13 protein-coding genes are annotated in these 15165 nt (G+C 65.6%); 7 read left to right on the top strand and 6 right to left on the bottom strand.

The window, feature by feature from the left end; all coding sequences use genetic code 11:
• Nucleotides 1–23 precede the first annotated feature (23 nt).
• Nucleotides 24–920, top strand: a complete 897-nt coding sequence (locus VFO25_06135) for a class I SAM-dependent methyltransferase (GenBank protein ID HET9342472.1) — start codon at nucleotides 24–26, stop codon at nucleotides 918–920.
• Between the two features lie 18 nt (nucleotides 921–938).
• Here the strand turns inward: VFO25_06135 and VFO25_06130 are convergent, their stop codons facing one another.
• The 6 genes from VFO25_06130 to VFO25_06105 form a co-directional block, all read right to left on the bottom strand.
• Nucleotides 939–1964 carry a hypothetical protein gene (locus VFO25_06130; protein HET9342471.1) on the bottom strand — a complete coding sequence of 342 codons (1026 nt, stop codon included), beginning with the start codon at nucleotides 1962–1964 and terminating at the stop codon, nucleotides 939–941.
• Between the two features lie 109 nt (nucleotides 1965–2073).
• Complete coding sequence (locus VFO25_06125) at nucleotides 2074–2799, bottom strand: hypothetical protein (protein ID HET9342470.1); 726 nt, start codon at nucleotides 2797–2799, stop codon at nucleotides 2074–2076.
• Nucleotides 2796–4517, bottom strand: coding sequence for a hypothetical protein (locus tag VFO25_06120; GenBank protein ID HET9342469.1), 1722 nt, complete (start codon nucleotides 4515–4517; stop codon nucleotides 2796–2798). Before VFO25_06120 ends, VFO25_06125 begins: the two co-directional genes overlap by 4 nt.
• Complete coding sequence (locus VFO25_06115) at nucleotides 4511–5218, bottom strand: sugar transferase (GenBank protein HET9342468.1); 708 nt, start codon at nucleotides 5216–5218, stop codon at nucleotides 4511–4513. Before VFO25_06115 ends, VFO25_06120 begins: the two co-directional genes overlap by 7 nt.
• Nucleotides 5215–6378 carry a phosphopentomutase gene (locus tag VFO25_06110; protein HET9342467.1) on the bottom strand — a complete coding sequence of 388 codons (1164 nt, stop codon included), beginning with the start codon at nucleotides 6376–6378 and terminating at the stop codon, nucleotides 5215–5217. The genes VFO25_06115 and VFO25_06110 overlap by 4 nt, the downstream gene beginning before the upstream one ends.
• Complete coding sequence (locus VFO25_06105) at nucleotides 6375–6815, bottom strand: hypothetical protein (protein ID HET9342466.1); 441 nt, start codon at nucleotides 6813–6815, stop codon at nucleotides 6375–6377. Before VFO25_06105 ends, VFO25_06110 begins: the two co-directional genes overlap by 4 nt.
• Before the next feature lie 136 nt (nucleotides 6816–6951).
• Between VFO25_06105 and mfd the strand changes: the two genes are divergently transcribed.
• The 6 genes from mfd (at nucleotide 6952) to whiA (ending at nucleotide 15038) form a co-directional block, all read left to right on the top strand.
• On the top strand, nucleotides 6952–10332 hold the full coding sequence (mfd, locus tag VFO25_06100) for a transcription-repair coupling factor (GenBank protein HET9342465.1): 3381 nt from the start codon (nucleotides 6952–6954) through the stop codon (nucleotides 10330–10332).
• A gap of 34 nt (nucleotides 10333–10366) precedes the next feature.
• A complete protein-coding gene (locus tag VFO25_06095; GenBank protein ID HET9342464.1) occupies nucleotides 10367–11305 on the top strand; it encodes a peptidylprolyl isomerase in 939 nt (312 codons plus the stop codon).
• 122 nt (nucleotides 11306–11427) lie between these two features.
• A complete protein-coding gene (mazG, locus tag VFO25_06090) occupies nucleotides 11428–12621 on the top strand; it encodes a nucleoside triphosphate pyrophosphohydrolase (protein HET9342463.1) in 1194 nt (397 codons plus the stop codon).
• On the top strand, nucleotides 12599–12871 hold the full coding sequence (locus VFO25_06085) for an RNA-binding S4 domain-containing protein (GenBank protein HET9342462.1): 273 nt from the start codon (nucleotides 12599–12601) through the stop codon (nucleotides 12869–12871). The genes mazG and VFO25_06085 overlap by 23 nt, the downstream gene beginning before the upstream one ends.
• A complete protein-coding gene (locus tag VFO25_06080) occupies nucleotides 12868–14040 on the top strand; it encodes a glycosyltransferase (GenBank protein ID HET9342461.1) in 1173 nt (390 codons plus the stop codon). The genes VFO25_06085 and VFO25_06080 overlap by 4 nt, the downstream gene beginning before the upstream one ends.
• 104 nt (nucleotides 14041–14144) lie before the next feature.
• A complete protein-coding gene (gene whiA / locus VFO25_06075; protein HET9342460.1) occupies nucleotides 14145–15038 on the top strand; it encodes a DNA-binding protein WhiA in 894 nt (297 codons plus the stop codon).
• Nucleotides 15039–15165: the final 127 nt, after the last annotated feature.

The following is a 15165-nucleotide window of genomic DNA, read 5'->3' as shown; positions in this document are numbered from 1 at the left end:
GCGGCGGGAGCACGGGTGATCGTATGCGCTCGGTCTTGAAGTCGCTTTATCTGAAGGCCTTTCCGGTATTCGAGCGGCTCGGCATCCACGTGACGCCGGTCCACCACACGCAACCCGTTCCGGACACGCGCGAGCTCGGGCCTCGCATCTGGAGCGAGCCGTCCGAGCTCGTCGGCATCGATATGCGAGAATCCGAGCAACTCAAGCTGCTCGAGTCCTTCGCCGCGCGGTTCAAGCATGAGTACGGCGCGATAGAGCGCGTACCGAGCCGCGATGCTCCGCCGCGCTTCTACATGGAGAATCCGTTCTTCGGTCCCGTCGACGCGGAGATCTTGCACTGTATGATCCGCAGCGAACGACCGAAGCGGATCATCGAGATCGGCTCGGGGTTCTCGACGCTTCTCGCCAAGGAGGCGCTCGACCTCAACGCGCGCGACGGATCTCCAGGCCGCCTCGATTCGTACGACCCCGCGCCGCCGCCGATGCTCGCACCGATCGCCGGCGAACGCGTCTCGATCAACGTCTCGCGTGCGGAAGACATCCCGCTCGACACCTTCGATAGGCTAGGCTCGGGCGACATACTCTTCATCGATTCGACGCATGTCGTCCGGATCGGCGGCGACGTCTGCTACGAGCTGCTCGAGATAGTGCCGAGATTGCGCGTAGGCGTCCTCGTCCACTTCCACGACATCTTCATGCCGGCGCAGTATCCCAAGGACTTGGTGATGCGCGAAAGATTCTTCTGGACGGAGCAATATCTGCTCCAGGCGTTTCTCGCGTTCAACGACTCGTTCCGGGTCCTGTGGGGCAGCAGCTTCATGAGCTCGCGACATCCGGATGCGACCGGCGAGGCGTTCCCGTCGTTCGAATCAGGCCGCGGACACGTCGGCGGGAGCCTTTGGCTGCGCCGCGTGTCCTAGACGCGTTTGCTATGGCCGTTACGGCGACGTGTCGGAGCCGATCCGGTCGGCCGCGAACTCTGTGAACCACACGACGCTGCCCGCGCCGACGAAGATATCGTGCGGCTCGCTATTGGCCGTCGGCACGCCGAACTCTGTGATGGCGCCGCTCGTCGTTATCTTCGCGATGTTGTTCGCGCCGGATTCGGTGAACCAGAGGTCGTTCTGACCCGAAGGCCCCGGCGTGATGACGAGGGGTTTCGCGGCGGCGGTCGTCGTCGGGAACTCGGTGATCGTCCCCGTCTTCGTGATGCGACCGATCTTGCTCGCCGCCTCCTCGACGAACCAAAGATTTCCGTCGGGACCGGCCGCGATACCCGCCGGCGCCGCGTTCGCGGTCGGTATCGCGAATTCGACGATCGTGCCGTTCGTCTTCACCTCGCCGATGCGATCGCCGAGGAACTCGGTGAACCACATCGACCCGTCCGACGCTTTCGCGAGGAACGCAGGCTCCGAGCGCGCCTCGGGCAGCTTCATCTCGGTGATCGCTCCGGTCGTCGGGCTGATCTTGGCGATCCTGTTGTGGAACGTCTCAGAGAACCAGACGTCGCCGTCCGGTCCGACGGCCAAGCCGCCCGGTTCGGAGCCGAGCTTCGGCAGCGGGTATTCCGTGATCGTGCCGGCTGTGGTTATCTTCGCGACCTTGTCGCCCGTAGACTCGCTGAACCAGAGATCGTTGTCAGGCCCGACGATGATATGGTTGGGATGGCTCTTGAGCGTCGGGATCGTGAACTCGGTGATGTGGTTGGTCGAATCGAGTTTGCCGATCCTGTTCTTCAGATTCTCGGTGAACCAGATATTGCCGTCGGGACCGGTGACGATGCCGAGCGGCCCCGCGTTCTTCGAACGCACGAGCTTTTCGACGATAGCGTCCGGTGAGGCGCGATGCGCAGCAATGCCGAGCGATGCGGTGCCCCCGCCAGGCGCCGAAGGCGTGACGACGCCACGGCTCGCGCAGGCCGACAGAAAAACGACCGCAGTTGCGGCGAGAAGACGACGGAGCATGAGGGTCTCCTTTTGTGAAGATCCGCTGGATCGCGATATATAATGCTAGCGCTTTTCGCGTCCGGGCAAACGGGCCGTTCGTCTCAATGCTCGATCGCGCGACGACGGTTCACTGGATGTCCGCCCAGCGATACACCGTCACATCGAGCACCATGGAATCGCCGCTGGCGACGACGAGCGTGCGCGGGTCGCGCTCGAGGCCAGAGCGCGCGCGTTCGACCGACTGCCACGAACCGCGCGTGAAAAGATAGCGGAACTGCGTGCCGACCCCGAGATCGACTTGGATGCGGAAGTGCCGGCCGTTGACGCGCTGCATCTTGATCGCCTGCGCGTTCCAGCCGCTCGAATCGGTCGTGATGTAGATGTCGTCGCCGAGCGGCGTTTCGGGCGGCACTTCGACGTCGATCGTGACGCGCACCGCGCTCGACAACTGGCTGTGGAACGTCTTCGGCGGCGGGGCGAGATCGGGGTTCCGTTTCGGCGGTGACGCGGCCGAGACGAGAGCACGTGGTACTTGAGCGATGGGCATGCCCTCGGCGAGCGGATCGAGCGACGTCCGCACGTCGGTGACGAGCGCCGTCGCCCGATCGATCGTGATCGAGGCGAAGATGCCCGGTGCGATCGGATATGTCGGCGCGATGCGCGTGCTGATGTCGACGATGCGCGCCGCAGGATCGAGTTTGAAAGCATCGCCGGTCGCGAAGACGATGTAGCCACGTTCCAGATCGACAACCTGCCCGGACGCGATGAGCGGGGCGGGCGCGGCAGAGACAGCCGCGGCGAAGACGATCGCGACGAGCGCGCCCGCCGCGGCGGCTATCCGGCGCGCGCTCATTGCCCGGTCACCTGGAGGACGAATTGCGGCGACCATCTCTGGCCTTCGAAGTTGAAGAAATAGCTGCGGGCGACGCTCACGTAAAGCGATTTCGTCAAACGCATGCGCGCGGTCGCGGTGACCGCGAGCGGCGCGGGCAGCTGCACGGGCGAGTACGCCGTCTTCTGCAGCGTCGACGAGAACTGGAACTCCGGCGACGGCTGCCACGATCCGATGAGCGCGTACGCGCGCGACGTCGTGCGCCTGTAGATGGACGGCACTCCGAACACGGGCAGCCCGTTCGGAGATAGCGGCGTCGGAGTGAGCCCCGTCGTCACGTTCGGCGAGATGACTACCTGTGTCGGGCTCGATGCGTCGAGCGTTCCGACCGACCACGTCAAGGTCGAGTAGACGCGAGGGGCGAGCGCTCTCGCAGCGCTGACGGCGACCGTCGCCGTGTCGATCGTGTTCGGGAACGAGAGCCACGTGCGCGTCGCGCCGGCGGTCGCGTCGAACCCGAAGCCGAGCGGCCCCGGCACGACCGGCGAGGCCGCCGTCGCGCCGATGTGCTCGGACAGCACGTCTTGTTTCGACGAACCCGCGACGCCGAACGCGTCGTGCATCGTCGCGATGCCCGATCGTAGACGGAGCTCGATCCCCGTCCGCCAGATCGGTTCGTCGAACGACGACCAATCGATCCCGACGATCGATGGATGATCGGGCTGTCCTTGCGCGAGGAGCGTGTCGTACATATCGGTCGCGTCGAGCTGGACCGACGACTGGCGCAGGACGTGCAGCAGCCGCAGATCGACGAATCCGTGCGCGCTCGTCGGTGCGGCGAAACCGCTTTGCGTCGTGAACAGTTGCGCCTGAAGCGCGAACGCGTCGACCGGGCCTGCGGGGTCGTACGCGAGCAGGTTCCACTGTTTGTCCGGCTGTGTCGCCGGGACGAGGCTGAACACCGCGTACCCCCGATCGCCGAACACCGAATGATGCTCGTACGCGATGTAGCCTTTGACCGGCAGCGACTGGTCGTAGCGCAAGTGGAACGCATCGAGCGAGTGCGGCGTGCCGTAGAACGTGTACGGCGCGTCGAGCGTCGCGCCCGGCAGCGAGTTTTCGCCGAAGCTCGGATCGGACGAGAAGTTGTCCACGAACGAAGGCAAGGGCGGGGTCGGGAGGACGTCGAGCACGTCGACGATCGCCGGTTCGAAGCTGACGTACGCATTGGGATCGATGATCGCGCTCTTGCCGACGACGTACGGGTGGTGGCCGCCGACGCCGGTGAGGAAGAACGCGTCGCCCGGCATTTGCCGCCCGAGCTGCGGATGCGCGTAGTCGCTCGCGAGATAGGTCCAGCGGTCTGCCGGATCGAGCGGGATGAAATACGAGCGCTTGAATGCGAGGAAGTCGGCGAACGCGGCGCCCGAGTACGTGCCCTCGCGCGTCGACAGGGTCACGTGACCGGCGACGACGAGCCGCTGCTGGCGCAAATCCATGAGGAACACATCCCCGTGGACCGCGGCGCCGTCGGGCAGTTCGACGGACGCGTCGCCGCGGGCCACGACGAGCGCCAGATCGCTGTAGTATTCGACGCGCGTCGCGGAGACGGTGATCGGAGCATCACCGACAGGCTGCGGTTCTTCGACGGCGCGCACCGCGCATGGGTCGAACATCGTCGCGCCGCAGGCGACCGCGATGACGATGAGGAGGCCTTTGTGGGTGAGCGCCCTTACCACGCCCCGTCGCGGCGCACGACGGCGGGCACCGTGCGGAGGAGCAGCACTAGATCGACGACCGGGTTCCAATTCCGAGCGTACCACACGTCCATCGCCATCCATCGGCGGAAGGGCACGTTCGCACGGCCGCTCACTTGCCAGAGGCCGGTAAGCCCGGGCATGACCGACTGGCGCACGAAATAGTGCGGCTCGTAACCCTCGACCTCCGCCGGCAGCGCAGGCCTCGGTCCGACAAGGCTCATGTCGCCGCGCAACACGTTCCATAGCTGCGGCAGTTCGTCGAGGCTGGCGCGCCGGAGCAGCGGTCCGAGGGCGTGCATGCGCGGATCGTTCGCGATCTTGAGAGCTGGGCCGTCGCATTCATTGAAGCGCAACACACGTTCGTGAAGCAGGTGGGCGCCGTCGATCATCGTCCGGAATTTGAAGAAGCGGAATGGCCGGCCATCCTTGCCGATGCGCACTTGCGAGAAGAACGCCGGACCGGGCGATGCGATCATGACCGCGATCGCGATGATCGCCATGAGCGGGGCTAGCACGACGAGCAGCAGCACACTTGCACAGACGTCGAAGGCGCGTTTCGCCACGATCCACGTGCGCGGCACTTGCCGGCGCGCTTGCCGCCAAAACGCCCGCCGCTGCGCGAGCGACGGCGGCGGCGGTGCCGGTCGCTCGAGGAGGGCGACGGATGCGGGGACCGTCATACGACGATCGCTTCCCCAGGCACGGGCACACCGAACGTCGCGAGCACGCGCGCGCCTACTTGCGCGAACGACTCGAGGTCGCCGAGCACTGCGCCAGTGACGCCGGGCCGGTAGTCCACAAGCGGTGAGTATTCTCGGGTGTGATCGGTGCCCGACGCGGTCGGGTCGCAGCCATGGTCTGCCGTGAGAATCAAGCGGTCACCTGTCCTCAGTCGATCCAAGATGCGTGGCAGTTTGCCGTCGAGGTCGATCAGGGCTTTCGCGTAACCGTCAGCGTCGCGGCGATGGCCGTACTTCGAGTCGAAGTCGTTGAGATTCGTGAAGCAAAAACCGCCGCTGTCGCCGTCGAGCCACTCGATGGTGCGCGCGATGCCCTCGTCGTTGTCGGCTGTTCGTTGACCGGCCGCAATACCCTGGCAGCAGAATATATCGCCGATCTTGCCGATGCCGCACGTCGAAATCCCGGCGTCCTCGAGGATTTCCAGCATGCTCGGCGACGGCGGCTCGACGGCGTAATCGCGGCGATTTGCGGTCCTGATGTAGTGACCTTGCTCGCCAATGAATGGCCGTGCGATGACTCTGTTGACTCGATCCGGCGCGACGAGCATCTCTCGCGCGCGTGCACACCAGTCCCACAGCGTCTCGACCGGCACCACTTCTTCGTGTGCCGCGACTTGGAAGACGGAGTCCGCCGACGTGTAGAGGATCGGCCGGCCGCTTCGCACGTGTTCCGCGCCGAGTTCTTCGATGATCTGCGTGCCGGACGCGGCCCGATTGCCAAGAACTTTGCTGCCCGCGATCTTCTCGAACCGCTCGACGACTTCAGGCGAAAACCCGTTCGGGTACGTCGGGAACGCGTTGCGGATGACGATGCCCATCATCTCCCAATGACCGGTGATCGTGTCTTTGCCTGCGCTGCGCTCGCGCAAACGTCCGACCGATGCGAGCGGGGCCGTAACAGGCGCCACACCTGCCACCTTCGCTATGTTACCCAGTCCGAGACGTTCGAACGTCGGAAGCGCGAGGCGGCCCGCCGCCCGCGATGCGTTGCCCAGCGTGTCGACATCCGCCGCGTCGTGGAAGCGCTCGTGATCCGGTGCGGCGCCGATGCCTCCCGAATCGACGACGAGCACGACCGCGCGCGGCCCGGCTGGACTCACCAGGTCACGACGATCGGGATGGTCTCGTGGATCGAAAAACCGTCGGTGCGGATGGCGGTGACGATGAGTTTGAAATGTCCGGGCCATGCGAGTCGTGGAACTTCGACGGTCGTCTGGAATACGCCCGGCGACCGCTTGGGCACACCGATGCGGAAAGTGCCGACTTGAGCCGTCACGGCTGCGACGTTGCACGTCGCGATGACCGTTCCCGAGACCGACGTGCCGACGCGTATCGGATCTTCGGATATGCGCACCACTCGGATCTTGATGGGATCGGCAGGCTTCGGGCAGATCAAGGCTCTCGCATGCGCAGATGCCGAGGCCGGCGCGGTCGACGCTTTATCGCTGTCAGGTCCGGGCAAGGCTGCGGCCGAGCCGCCCGCACAGACGATGGCGAGGCAAGCTCCGGTGATCCACGCCGCGGCCGTTTTTCGCACAGATGACCTCATGCGGTTTTGACTGCCGTGTACCCGCGACAGGTTACCGTACGGCCGCGGGCCGAACCTTCGCGAGCGTTTTCTTCGATAGGCCGGGTCGGCGCGACCCGGCTCATACCGCTTTGGGGACTTGGACTTGGCGCACATCGCCCGCTACCTCGCTCGCACGCTGCGCGACACCGACGCGTTCGCGGCGCTCGTCCGCGCATGCCGCCAGGGCGCCAGCGTCGACATCCGCGAGGTCTTCGGCGGCGCGCACCCGTTCGTCGTATCCGCCCTTTGGCGCGAGCTTGGCGGCTGCGTGTTCGCTTGGACGGCGACGGCGGACGCAGCCGATCGCTTCGCGAGCGACTGTTCCTTTTATCTCGAAGACGAAGGTTCGCCCGTCCGCGTGCTGCGGCCGCGCGACGACGAGCCACATGCGCTCGCAAATCCGGCGGAGCGCAGCGCGCGGCTCGAGACGCTGGCGGCACTCGCTGCCGGTGCACCCGGGATATACTGCATCTCGCAGGCGGCGATGCGACAGCCGTTATGGGATCCAGATGCGTTCAGAGCGGCGACGCTTACGCTGCGTGTCGGAGACGAACGCGCGTGGGAAGCGCTGCTCGTCTCGCTCGTCGAGCTCGGCTACGAGCGGGTCGACGTCGTCGACGCGGTCGGCGAGTTCGCGGTCCGCGGCGGCATCATCGACATCTTCGCATCGACCGCGCAGGCGCCGGTCCGCCTCGAGTTCTTCGGCGATCGCATCGAGTCGATGCGGGCGTTCGCGCTGCACGATCAGCGGTCGACCGGTGCGGTCGATTCCCTCGCCATCGCACCGTGGCGCGACGAGGCGAGCGAGAGCGGGCGCTGCGCGCTCGAATACGTGGCGCGGCGCATCGTCGTCCTCGACGATCCGGCGGCGATCAGCGCGATCGAAGATGCGCTCGCGCGCGAGCGCGACGACGCCACCGTCCTCGCCGCCGATCTCGAGGTCGAAGTCGACGCCGGGGAGCGGTCGAGATCTATCTCGACCGAGGGCCGAGCGAAGCTCGGCGCCGGCGACGAATCCGATCCAGCTCCACGCGCGATTCCGTTCGAAGTCCTTGTCGCGCTCACGGCATCGCATCCGGTCGTTTCGTTCGCGACGACGCTCGGCGACGTACGCGTCGCGCGAGCTGCGGACACCCATGTCGTCATCGCCTCTCAGCCGGCGCCGGCATTCGGGCGCAGCATGGGAGAGTTCGCCAAGGAGGTGATCCGCCGGTCAGGAGCCGGCGAGACGGTCGCCGTCGTTTCCGTCGCACACCGGCGCGTGCGTGAGGTCCTCGCCGAACACGATATATCGTTATCGCCGGTGCCGGCCGAAACTCGAGCGAGCGACAAGCATGGTGCGGTGATCGTCGTCGAGGGCACGCTCGATGCGGGCTTCGAGCTCACTCGTCACGGCATCGTCGTGATCGGCGACTTCGAACTCTTCGGACACGCCGCCCGGCGCCACAAGCTTCGAGCAGCGAAGGAAGGCGTGCCGCTCACCGAGGCCGATCTCAAAGTCGGCGAGTTCTTCGTCCATGCGAACCACGGCATCGGACAATACTTGGGACTCGAGAAGATCACGATCGACGGCTTCGACCGCGACTTCGTCATGCTCAAATATCTCGGGGAAGACCGCTTATACGTCCCGACCGATCACATGCATCTCATCCGCAAGTACGTCGCGGGCGACGGCGCCACGCCCCGGCTTTCGCGCATGGGCGGCAGCGATTGGGCGCGGACGAAATCGCGCGTGCGCGAAACGGTCGAGAAGATCGCCGAGGGGCTCGTGCAGCTCTACGCGGAGCGAGAGATGGCGAAGGGTCACGCGTTCGCCGCCGATTCGCCGTGGCAAGCCGAGCTCGAAGAGTCGTTCCCATACGACGAGACGCCGGATCAACGCGCGGCGATCGACGCGGTCAAGGAAGATATGGAAAAGCCGCGGCCGATGGACAGACTCGTGTGCGGCGACGTCGGCTACGGAAAGACTGAAGTCGCGATCCGCGCGGCGTTCAAGGCGATCATGGATCGGCGCCAGGTCGCGGTGCTCGCACCGACGACGGTGCTCGCCGCGCAGCATTTCCGCAACTTCACCGAACGCTTCTCCGCCTTTCCGGTGAAGAGTGCGCTCCTATCGCGTTTCCGGACGCGCGAGCAGCAGAAGGAATCGCTCCGCGGCCTGCTCGACGGCTCGATCGACATCGCGATCGGCACGCACCGCCTCCTGCAGAAGGACGTCGGCTTCTCGCGTCTCGGTCTCGTCGTCGTCGACGAAGAGCAGCGCTTCGGCGTCATGCATAAAGAGCGCCTCAAGGAATTGCGCCGCAGCGTCGACGTCATCACGCTCTCGGCCACGCCGATACCGAGGACGCTCCACATGTCGATGCTCGGCGTGCGCGACCTATCGCTCATCCGGACGGCGCCCGTCAACCGCATGGCGATCAAGACCGTCGTCACCCCCACGAGCGACGCGCTCATAGCGCAGGCGCTGCGGGCCGAACTCGACCGAGGCGGACAGGTATACTTCGTCCACGACCGCATCGAGACGATCCATGGCGTCGCGGCGGCCGTGCAGCGGCTCGCGCCGCGAGCTCGTATCCGCGTCGGGCACGGTCAGATGCGCGAAGGCGAACTCGAGACGGTCATGATCGACTTCGTCGAAGGACGCTTCGACGTACTCGTGTCGACGACGATCATCGAGAACGGGCTCGACATACCGAACGTGAACACGATCATCATCAACAACGCCGATCGGTTCGGACTCGCGCAGCTCTATCAGCTGCGAGGACGCGTCGGACGAAGCGCGCATCAGGCGTACGCGTACTTCCTCTATCAGCCGCATCGCTCGCTTTCCGAGACCGCTTCGGCCCGGCTCGAAGCGATCCGCGAGTTCTCGCATCTCGGCTCCGGTCTGCAGCTTGCGATGCGCGATCTCGAGATACGCGGAGCGGGCAATCTGCTCGGACGTCAACAACATGGCTTCATCGCGGCCGTCGGCTTCGACGGCTATTGCCAGATATTGCAAGAGGCGGTCGCGAAGCTTCGCGATCAACCGATGCCCGACGACGAACCCCCGCCGGTGCTCGACATCCCGGTGAGCGCATACATCCCGTCGGATTACGTCCAAGGCGCGAGTCAGAAGATCGCGTTCTATCAGCGGCTCGCGGCCGCGCGAACGATCGAAGAGATCGATATGGTGTCAGATGAATTGCGGGACCGATTCGGGGCGTTTCCTGAAGAAGTCGACGCACTGCTAGAGTTGTCGCGCGTGCGTGTCCTGGCCGCCGGGAAAGGAGTCACAAAACTCGCGCTCGAACAGCGGCGGCTGACGCTCGACGTCGGGCGGCGATTTTCCTTATCCGAAAACGCGCTTGATGCGCTGACGTCCCTCACCCGGGGCAACTTCAGATTCACCCAAGGCGCAATAGTGGCGCACTTGCCGACGCGTGGTGACGGCGGCGACGGACGGCTCACGACCGTTCGCGCGATCGTCGCAGCGCTCTGAACCGGGTTTGCAAAACTATCTCGTTGGAGGAATGATGAAGTACCGTTTCGCGACGCTGGCCCTCGCGGCCGCCGGCATCGCACTGTCGCTCGTGGCGTCCGCTTGTTCGGCCGAAGACAAGACGCTCGTGTCCGCCAATGGCTACAAGGTCACCAAAGGCGAGCTCGACGCGAAGCTCGAGAAGCAACCGGTCGCAGGCCAAGTGCTGCGCGGCATGGTCGAGCAAGACCTCGTTTTCCAGTACGCCAAGGACCACAACATCACGGTGACGGACGCCGACGTCGACGCGAAGATCACCGACATCAAGGCGCGCCTTTCCGACACGCAGCTGCAACAAGCGCTCCAGCAGCAGGGCATGACGGAGCAAGACCTTCGCGATATCCTGCGCCAGCAGCTGATCATCAAAGCGGCCGTCGACGCGACGATCCACGTCAGCGACAAGCAGCTGAACGACTACCTCGCGCAAAACCATTCGCTGCTCGACCAGCAGGCGCAAGTCCGCGCTCGTCATATCCTCGTCGGAACGCTTGCGACCGCCCAGATGATCGAGGCGAAGCTCAAGAGCGGCGGCGATTTCGCGAAGCTCGCGGCGCAATACTCGACCGACCCTGGGACGAAGGATAAGGGCGGCGAGCTCGGTTTCTTCACGAAAGGCGCGATGGTCAAGGAGTTCTCCGACGCGGCGTTCGCGATGAAACCGGGCCAGACGAGCGCACCGGTGCACAGCCCGTACGGCTGGCACATCATCCAGGTCGAGGAGACGAAGCCCGCGATGGTCGCGACGGTCGCGAACTCGCGCCAGAAGATCCTCGACAACATGCTCTCGGCGCAAGAGCAGACCCAGTACCCGGCGTTCATGGACAAGATCATGCAGGGATCGAACATATCGGTTCAAGATCCGCAGTTCGCCGATACGTTCCCCTCACCGCAGCCGTCGCCGGCTGCCAGCGCACCGCAGCCCTCGGGCAAGTGAACGGGTAGGCCGCGAGTTCCGTTCACCTCCAGGCGAGACGTAGCGGTCGACCGTAATGGTCGACCGCTCCATTTTTTGTCGCGAAAGGTCGACCGCTCGGTTTTCGGCTAACGTATTTGGCGATGCCCACGCTGTCCATCGTCGGACTAGGACCGAGCGATGCCGCGCTTCTCACGCTCGGTTCACTCGAGCGTTTGGAACGCGCGCGGCGCGTCGTCGTATGCTCGACGCCGCCGGCGCTCGTCGAGTATCTCAAAACGCGCGGCGTCAAGATCGAAGCCGCTCCGTTCGACGCGGCCGCGTTATTGCGTGGCGTCGGTGACGCCGTTTCGGCCGCGGCGTCGTATGCAGCCGCCGGCGATGCCGCAATCGGCGTTCCCGGACATCCCCTCATCGACTTCCCCGGCCTCCCGCATCTGTTGCGCGAGCTCGCCGCACGCGGCGTCGACGTCGATATCGTCCCCGGCGTGCCGCGCTCGGCTCTCTCGGCCGCGGCATCGGCGCCGCTTTTGCCGCTGCCGCCCGTCGCGATCCATCACACGTGGGAAGAGCTCGTCGAGATCATGACCCGGCTGCGCGCGTGCTGTCCGTGGGATCGCGAACAGACGCATGAGTCGCTCTTGCCGTACCTCGTCGAAGAGGCGCACGAGGTCGTCGAGGCCGTCGACGAACGCGATCCGAAAAAGTTGTACGAAGAGCTCGGCGACTTGCTCTTGCAGATCGTCTTCCATTCGCAGATCGCGGCCGAGCGCGGCCAATTCACGGTCGCCGACGTCATCGACGCGCTCGCGAACAAGATGATCCGCCGTCACCCGCACGTGTTCGGCGACGCGAGCATCTCGACGTCGCAGGAGCAGATGCGGTCGTGGGAGCTCATCAAGACCCAAGAGGCGGCGATCAAACATCGGGAGTCGCTCCTCGACGGCATCCCGAAGAGCTTGCCCTCGCTCCTCGGATCGCAACGCATCCAAGAGAAGGCGGCGACGGTCGGCTTCGACTGGCCCCGCGCCGAAGGCGTCGTCGACAAGCTGGACGAGGAAGTCCGCGAACTGCACGTCGCTCTCGACAGCGGCGAGACCGCGCATATCCGCGAGGAGCTCGGCGACGTGCTCTTCACGATCGTCAATCTCGCCCGCCGCCTCGGCGTCGACGCGGAAGCGGCACTGCGCGCCGCGAACGCGAAGTTCCGCGAGCGGTTCGCCTCGATGGAACGCATGGCGGGCGGCGGCGCGACCGCGCTCGCCGGGCGAAGCCTCGAGGACCTCGACGTCTTGTGGAAGCGCGCGAAAGATCATGAGGCTGGACAAGTTCCTTAAAGTATCGCGTCTTGCGAAACGCCGTACGGCAGCGAAGGAAGCGCTCGACGCCGGACGGATCGAGCTTGACGGCCACGCCGTGAAACCATCGCATCAGGTGAAGGCCGGCGACGAGCTCCTCATCCACTACGCGTCGCGAGATGTTCGCGTGCGCATCACGGCGGTTCCCGATCGACCGGGTGCGCGCGTCAAGCCGGAAACGCTCTACGACATCCTTTCTGACGAACGCGTCGCCGGTCCGGGCCTTTGAGCGCTCGCCGTCTCACGATCGGCATGTTCACCGACTCGTACCGGCCGGAGATCAACGGCGTCGTGACGTCGATCGCGGGCACCGTCGACAGCCTGCGTCGCCGAGGACACCGCGTCGTCGTCTTCGCCCCGGCGCACGACAGCATCGACGACCGCGATCCCGACGTCTTCCGTTTCCGCTCCGTTCCGTTCCCGTTCTACCAGCAGATCCGCATGGCGTTTCCGCTGCCCGCCGCGCTCATGCTATCGCTGCCTCAGATGCCGTTCGACCTCGTCCACACGCACTCGCTCTTCTTCGTCGGCTGTCTTGGCGCGTTCTTGGCGCAGCGCCGGTCGATACCGCTCGTCTTCACCTACCACACGCGCTGGACGGAATACGCGCACTACCTGCCGCTGAGCAGCGGCGTGACGAAAGCGCAGGCGGTCTGGATCTCGCGCGAGTTCTGCAATCGCTGCAGCGAGGTCGTCACGCCGACGGAGCAGATCGGACACGTCTTGCGAGAATACGGCGTGCACCGCCCGATCACCGTGATCCCGACCGGCGTCGATCTCGACGCGTTCCGGGGCGGTTCGCCGGACGCCGCAGCGTTGCGATCGGCGGCGAGCGGACCGCTCGTCCTCTACGCCGGCCGGCTTGGGAAGGAGAAAAACGTCTCGCTCGTCATCGACGCATTCGCGATCGTCGCCGCGTCGCTGCCGCAAGCGCGTCTCGCCATCGCCGGCGTCGGCCCGCACGAGAGCAAGCTGCGCGCGCAGGCAGCCGCTCTCGATTGCGCTTCTCGCATCGAATTCGTCGGAGCGCTCGATAAGCCGGACCTCGGCAGCTACTACCAAGCCGCTGACGCCTTCGCATTCGCGTCGACGACGGAGACGCAGGGGCTCGTCCTCGTCGAGGCGATGGCGCATGGATTGCCGGTCGCTGCCGTCGACTGTCCGGTTTCGCGGGAAGTCGTGCCGGCTGACGCCGGCGCGCTCGCGGCGGAGGATCCGTCGTCGCTGGCCGACGCGATCCTGTCGCTGCTGCGCGCCGGGGACGCCGAGCGATCGCGTTTGCGCGCTGCCGCGCGACGAGCGGCATTGCCGTATTCCATCGACCGCCTCACCGATCAGATGGAATCGCTCTACGCCCGCTGCATCGACGAGCGCACCGCCCACACCGCCGATGCTTAGGATGCGAACGATCGATTTGAAAGGGAGCGGTCGAGATCTATCTCGACCGCCGCGGTATGAAGATGGAGCGGTCGGCCTTCACGGTCGACCGCCGCGGTCGTGACATGCCGGCACTGACTTCCCGCTATTCAGGCGATGCGAAGGACGAGATCGCACGCGTCCGCTTCGAGCGGTCGTGCTGCCCCGGCGCGTTCGTCCGCGGCGCGTCGCGATTTTCGAACGCCGGTCGCTCGCAGATCATCGTCGCGACCGAGCGGAGCGCTGTCGCACGCGCCGCCCTCGCCGCGGCGAAAGCCGCCGGCATCGATGCCGTTGCGGATCGCACGCGCACGGCACGTCTGGCCGACCGAACGATGTTCACCGTACGTCCGGCGGTACCGTTTTCGACGGCGACGGTGCCCGCACGCAGCTGCTGCCGTCGCGCTTGGCTGCGCGGCGCATTTCTCGCGAGCGGATCGGTGTCGGATCCGGCGCGGTCCTATCATCTCGAGTTCTTCTGCCGTCGCGACGACGACGCGCGCGCGTTGTGCGAAGCGCTCGCGTCGGTATCCGTCGACGCTGGGATCAGCAGACGCCGCGGCAGACCGCTCGCTTACGTCAAGGGCGCCGAGAGCATCGCCGACCTTCTCGGCCAGATGGGCGCGACACAAGCGGTCTTCGCGCTCGACAACGTCCGCGCCGTGCGTCAGACGAAGAACGATATTCGTAGACGCGTGAACAGCGAGTCCGCCAACGCCGCTCGGGCTGCGTCATCAAGCGCGCGCCACCGCGAGGCGGCGATGCGAGCGATCCGATCGGTCGGCTTGTCGCGGCTCGGTCCGGCCTTGGCGCAAGCGGCACAACTCCGTATCGCGCATCCGGAGCTGACGCTCGCAGAGCTTGCCGAGCGCGCAAGACCGCGCGTGACCAAAGCGGCGATGGGCTATCGGATGCGTGCGCTCGCGCTGATCGGCAAGCCGGCGCGGACGCGCCGAGGCACTGCAAAACACAGGCAATAAGCGCCTTTGAAGCAGGCGGTGGGACAAATCGAACCGCCTCGTCGGCCGACCTTCGTCGCAGCCTGGGGAGGGCAGGGCGGGACGCCGAGGGTATTGTTCGGCCTACCGATTTCCTGGAGGGCTATAG

Source organism: Candidatus Eremiobacteraceae bacterium, from assembly GCA_035710745.1.
In the GTDB taxonomy this organism is placed as follows: Bacteria; Vulcanimicrobiota; Vulcanimicrobiia; order Eremiobacterales; family Eremiobacteraceae; genus JANWLL01.
Note: the sequence above shows the minus strand (reverse complement) of the source record. Positions and strands in the feature narration are given on the sequence as shown.

What these genes read in the sequence shown, in the direction of transcription:
- VFO25_06135 (HET9342472.1), top strand. Translation starts at nt 24, where the DNA reads ATGCGCTCGGTCTTGAAGTCGCTTTATCTGAAGGCCTTTCCGGTATTC.
- VFO25_06130 (HET9342471.1), bottom strand. Translation starts at nt 1,964, where the DNA reads ATGCTCCGTCGTCTTCTCGCCGCAACTGCGGTCGTTTTTCTGTCGGCC.
- VFO25_06125 (HET9342470.1), bottom strand. Translation starts at nt 2,799, where the DNA reads ATGAGCGCGCGCCGGATAGCCGCCGCGGCGGGCGCGCTCGTCGCGATC.
- VFO25_06115 (HET9342468.1), bottom strand. Translation starts at nt 5,218, where the DNA reads ATGACGGTCCCCGCATCCGTCGCCCTCCTCGAGCGACCGGCACCGCCG.
- VFO25_06095 (HET9342464.1), top strand. Translation starts at nt 10,367, where the DNA reads ATGAAGTACCGTTTCGCGACGCTGGCCCTCGCGGCCGCCGGCATCGCA.
- mazG (HET9342463.1), top strand. Translation starts at nt 11,428, where the DNA reads ATGCCCACGCTGTCCATCGTCGGACTAGGACCGAGCGATGCCGCGCTT.
- VFO25_06085 (HET9342462.1), top strand. Translation starts at nt 12,599, where the DNA reads ATGAGGCTGGACAAGTTCCTTAAAGTATCGCGTCTTGCGAAACGCCGT.
- whiA (HET9342460.1), top strand. Translation starts at nt 14,145, where the DNA reads ATGCCGGCACTGACTTCCCGCTATTCAGGCGATGCGAAGGACGAGATC.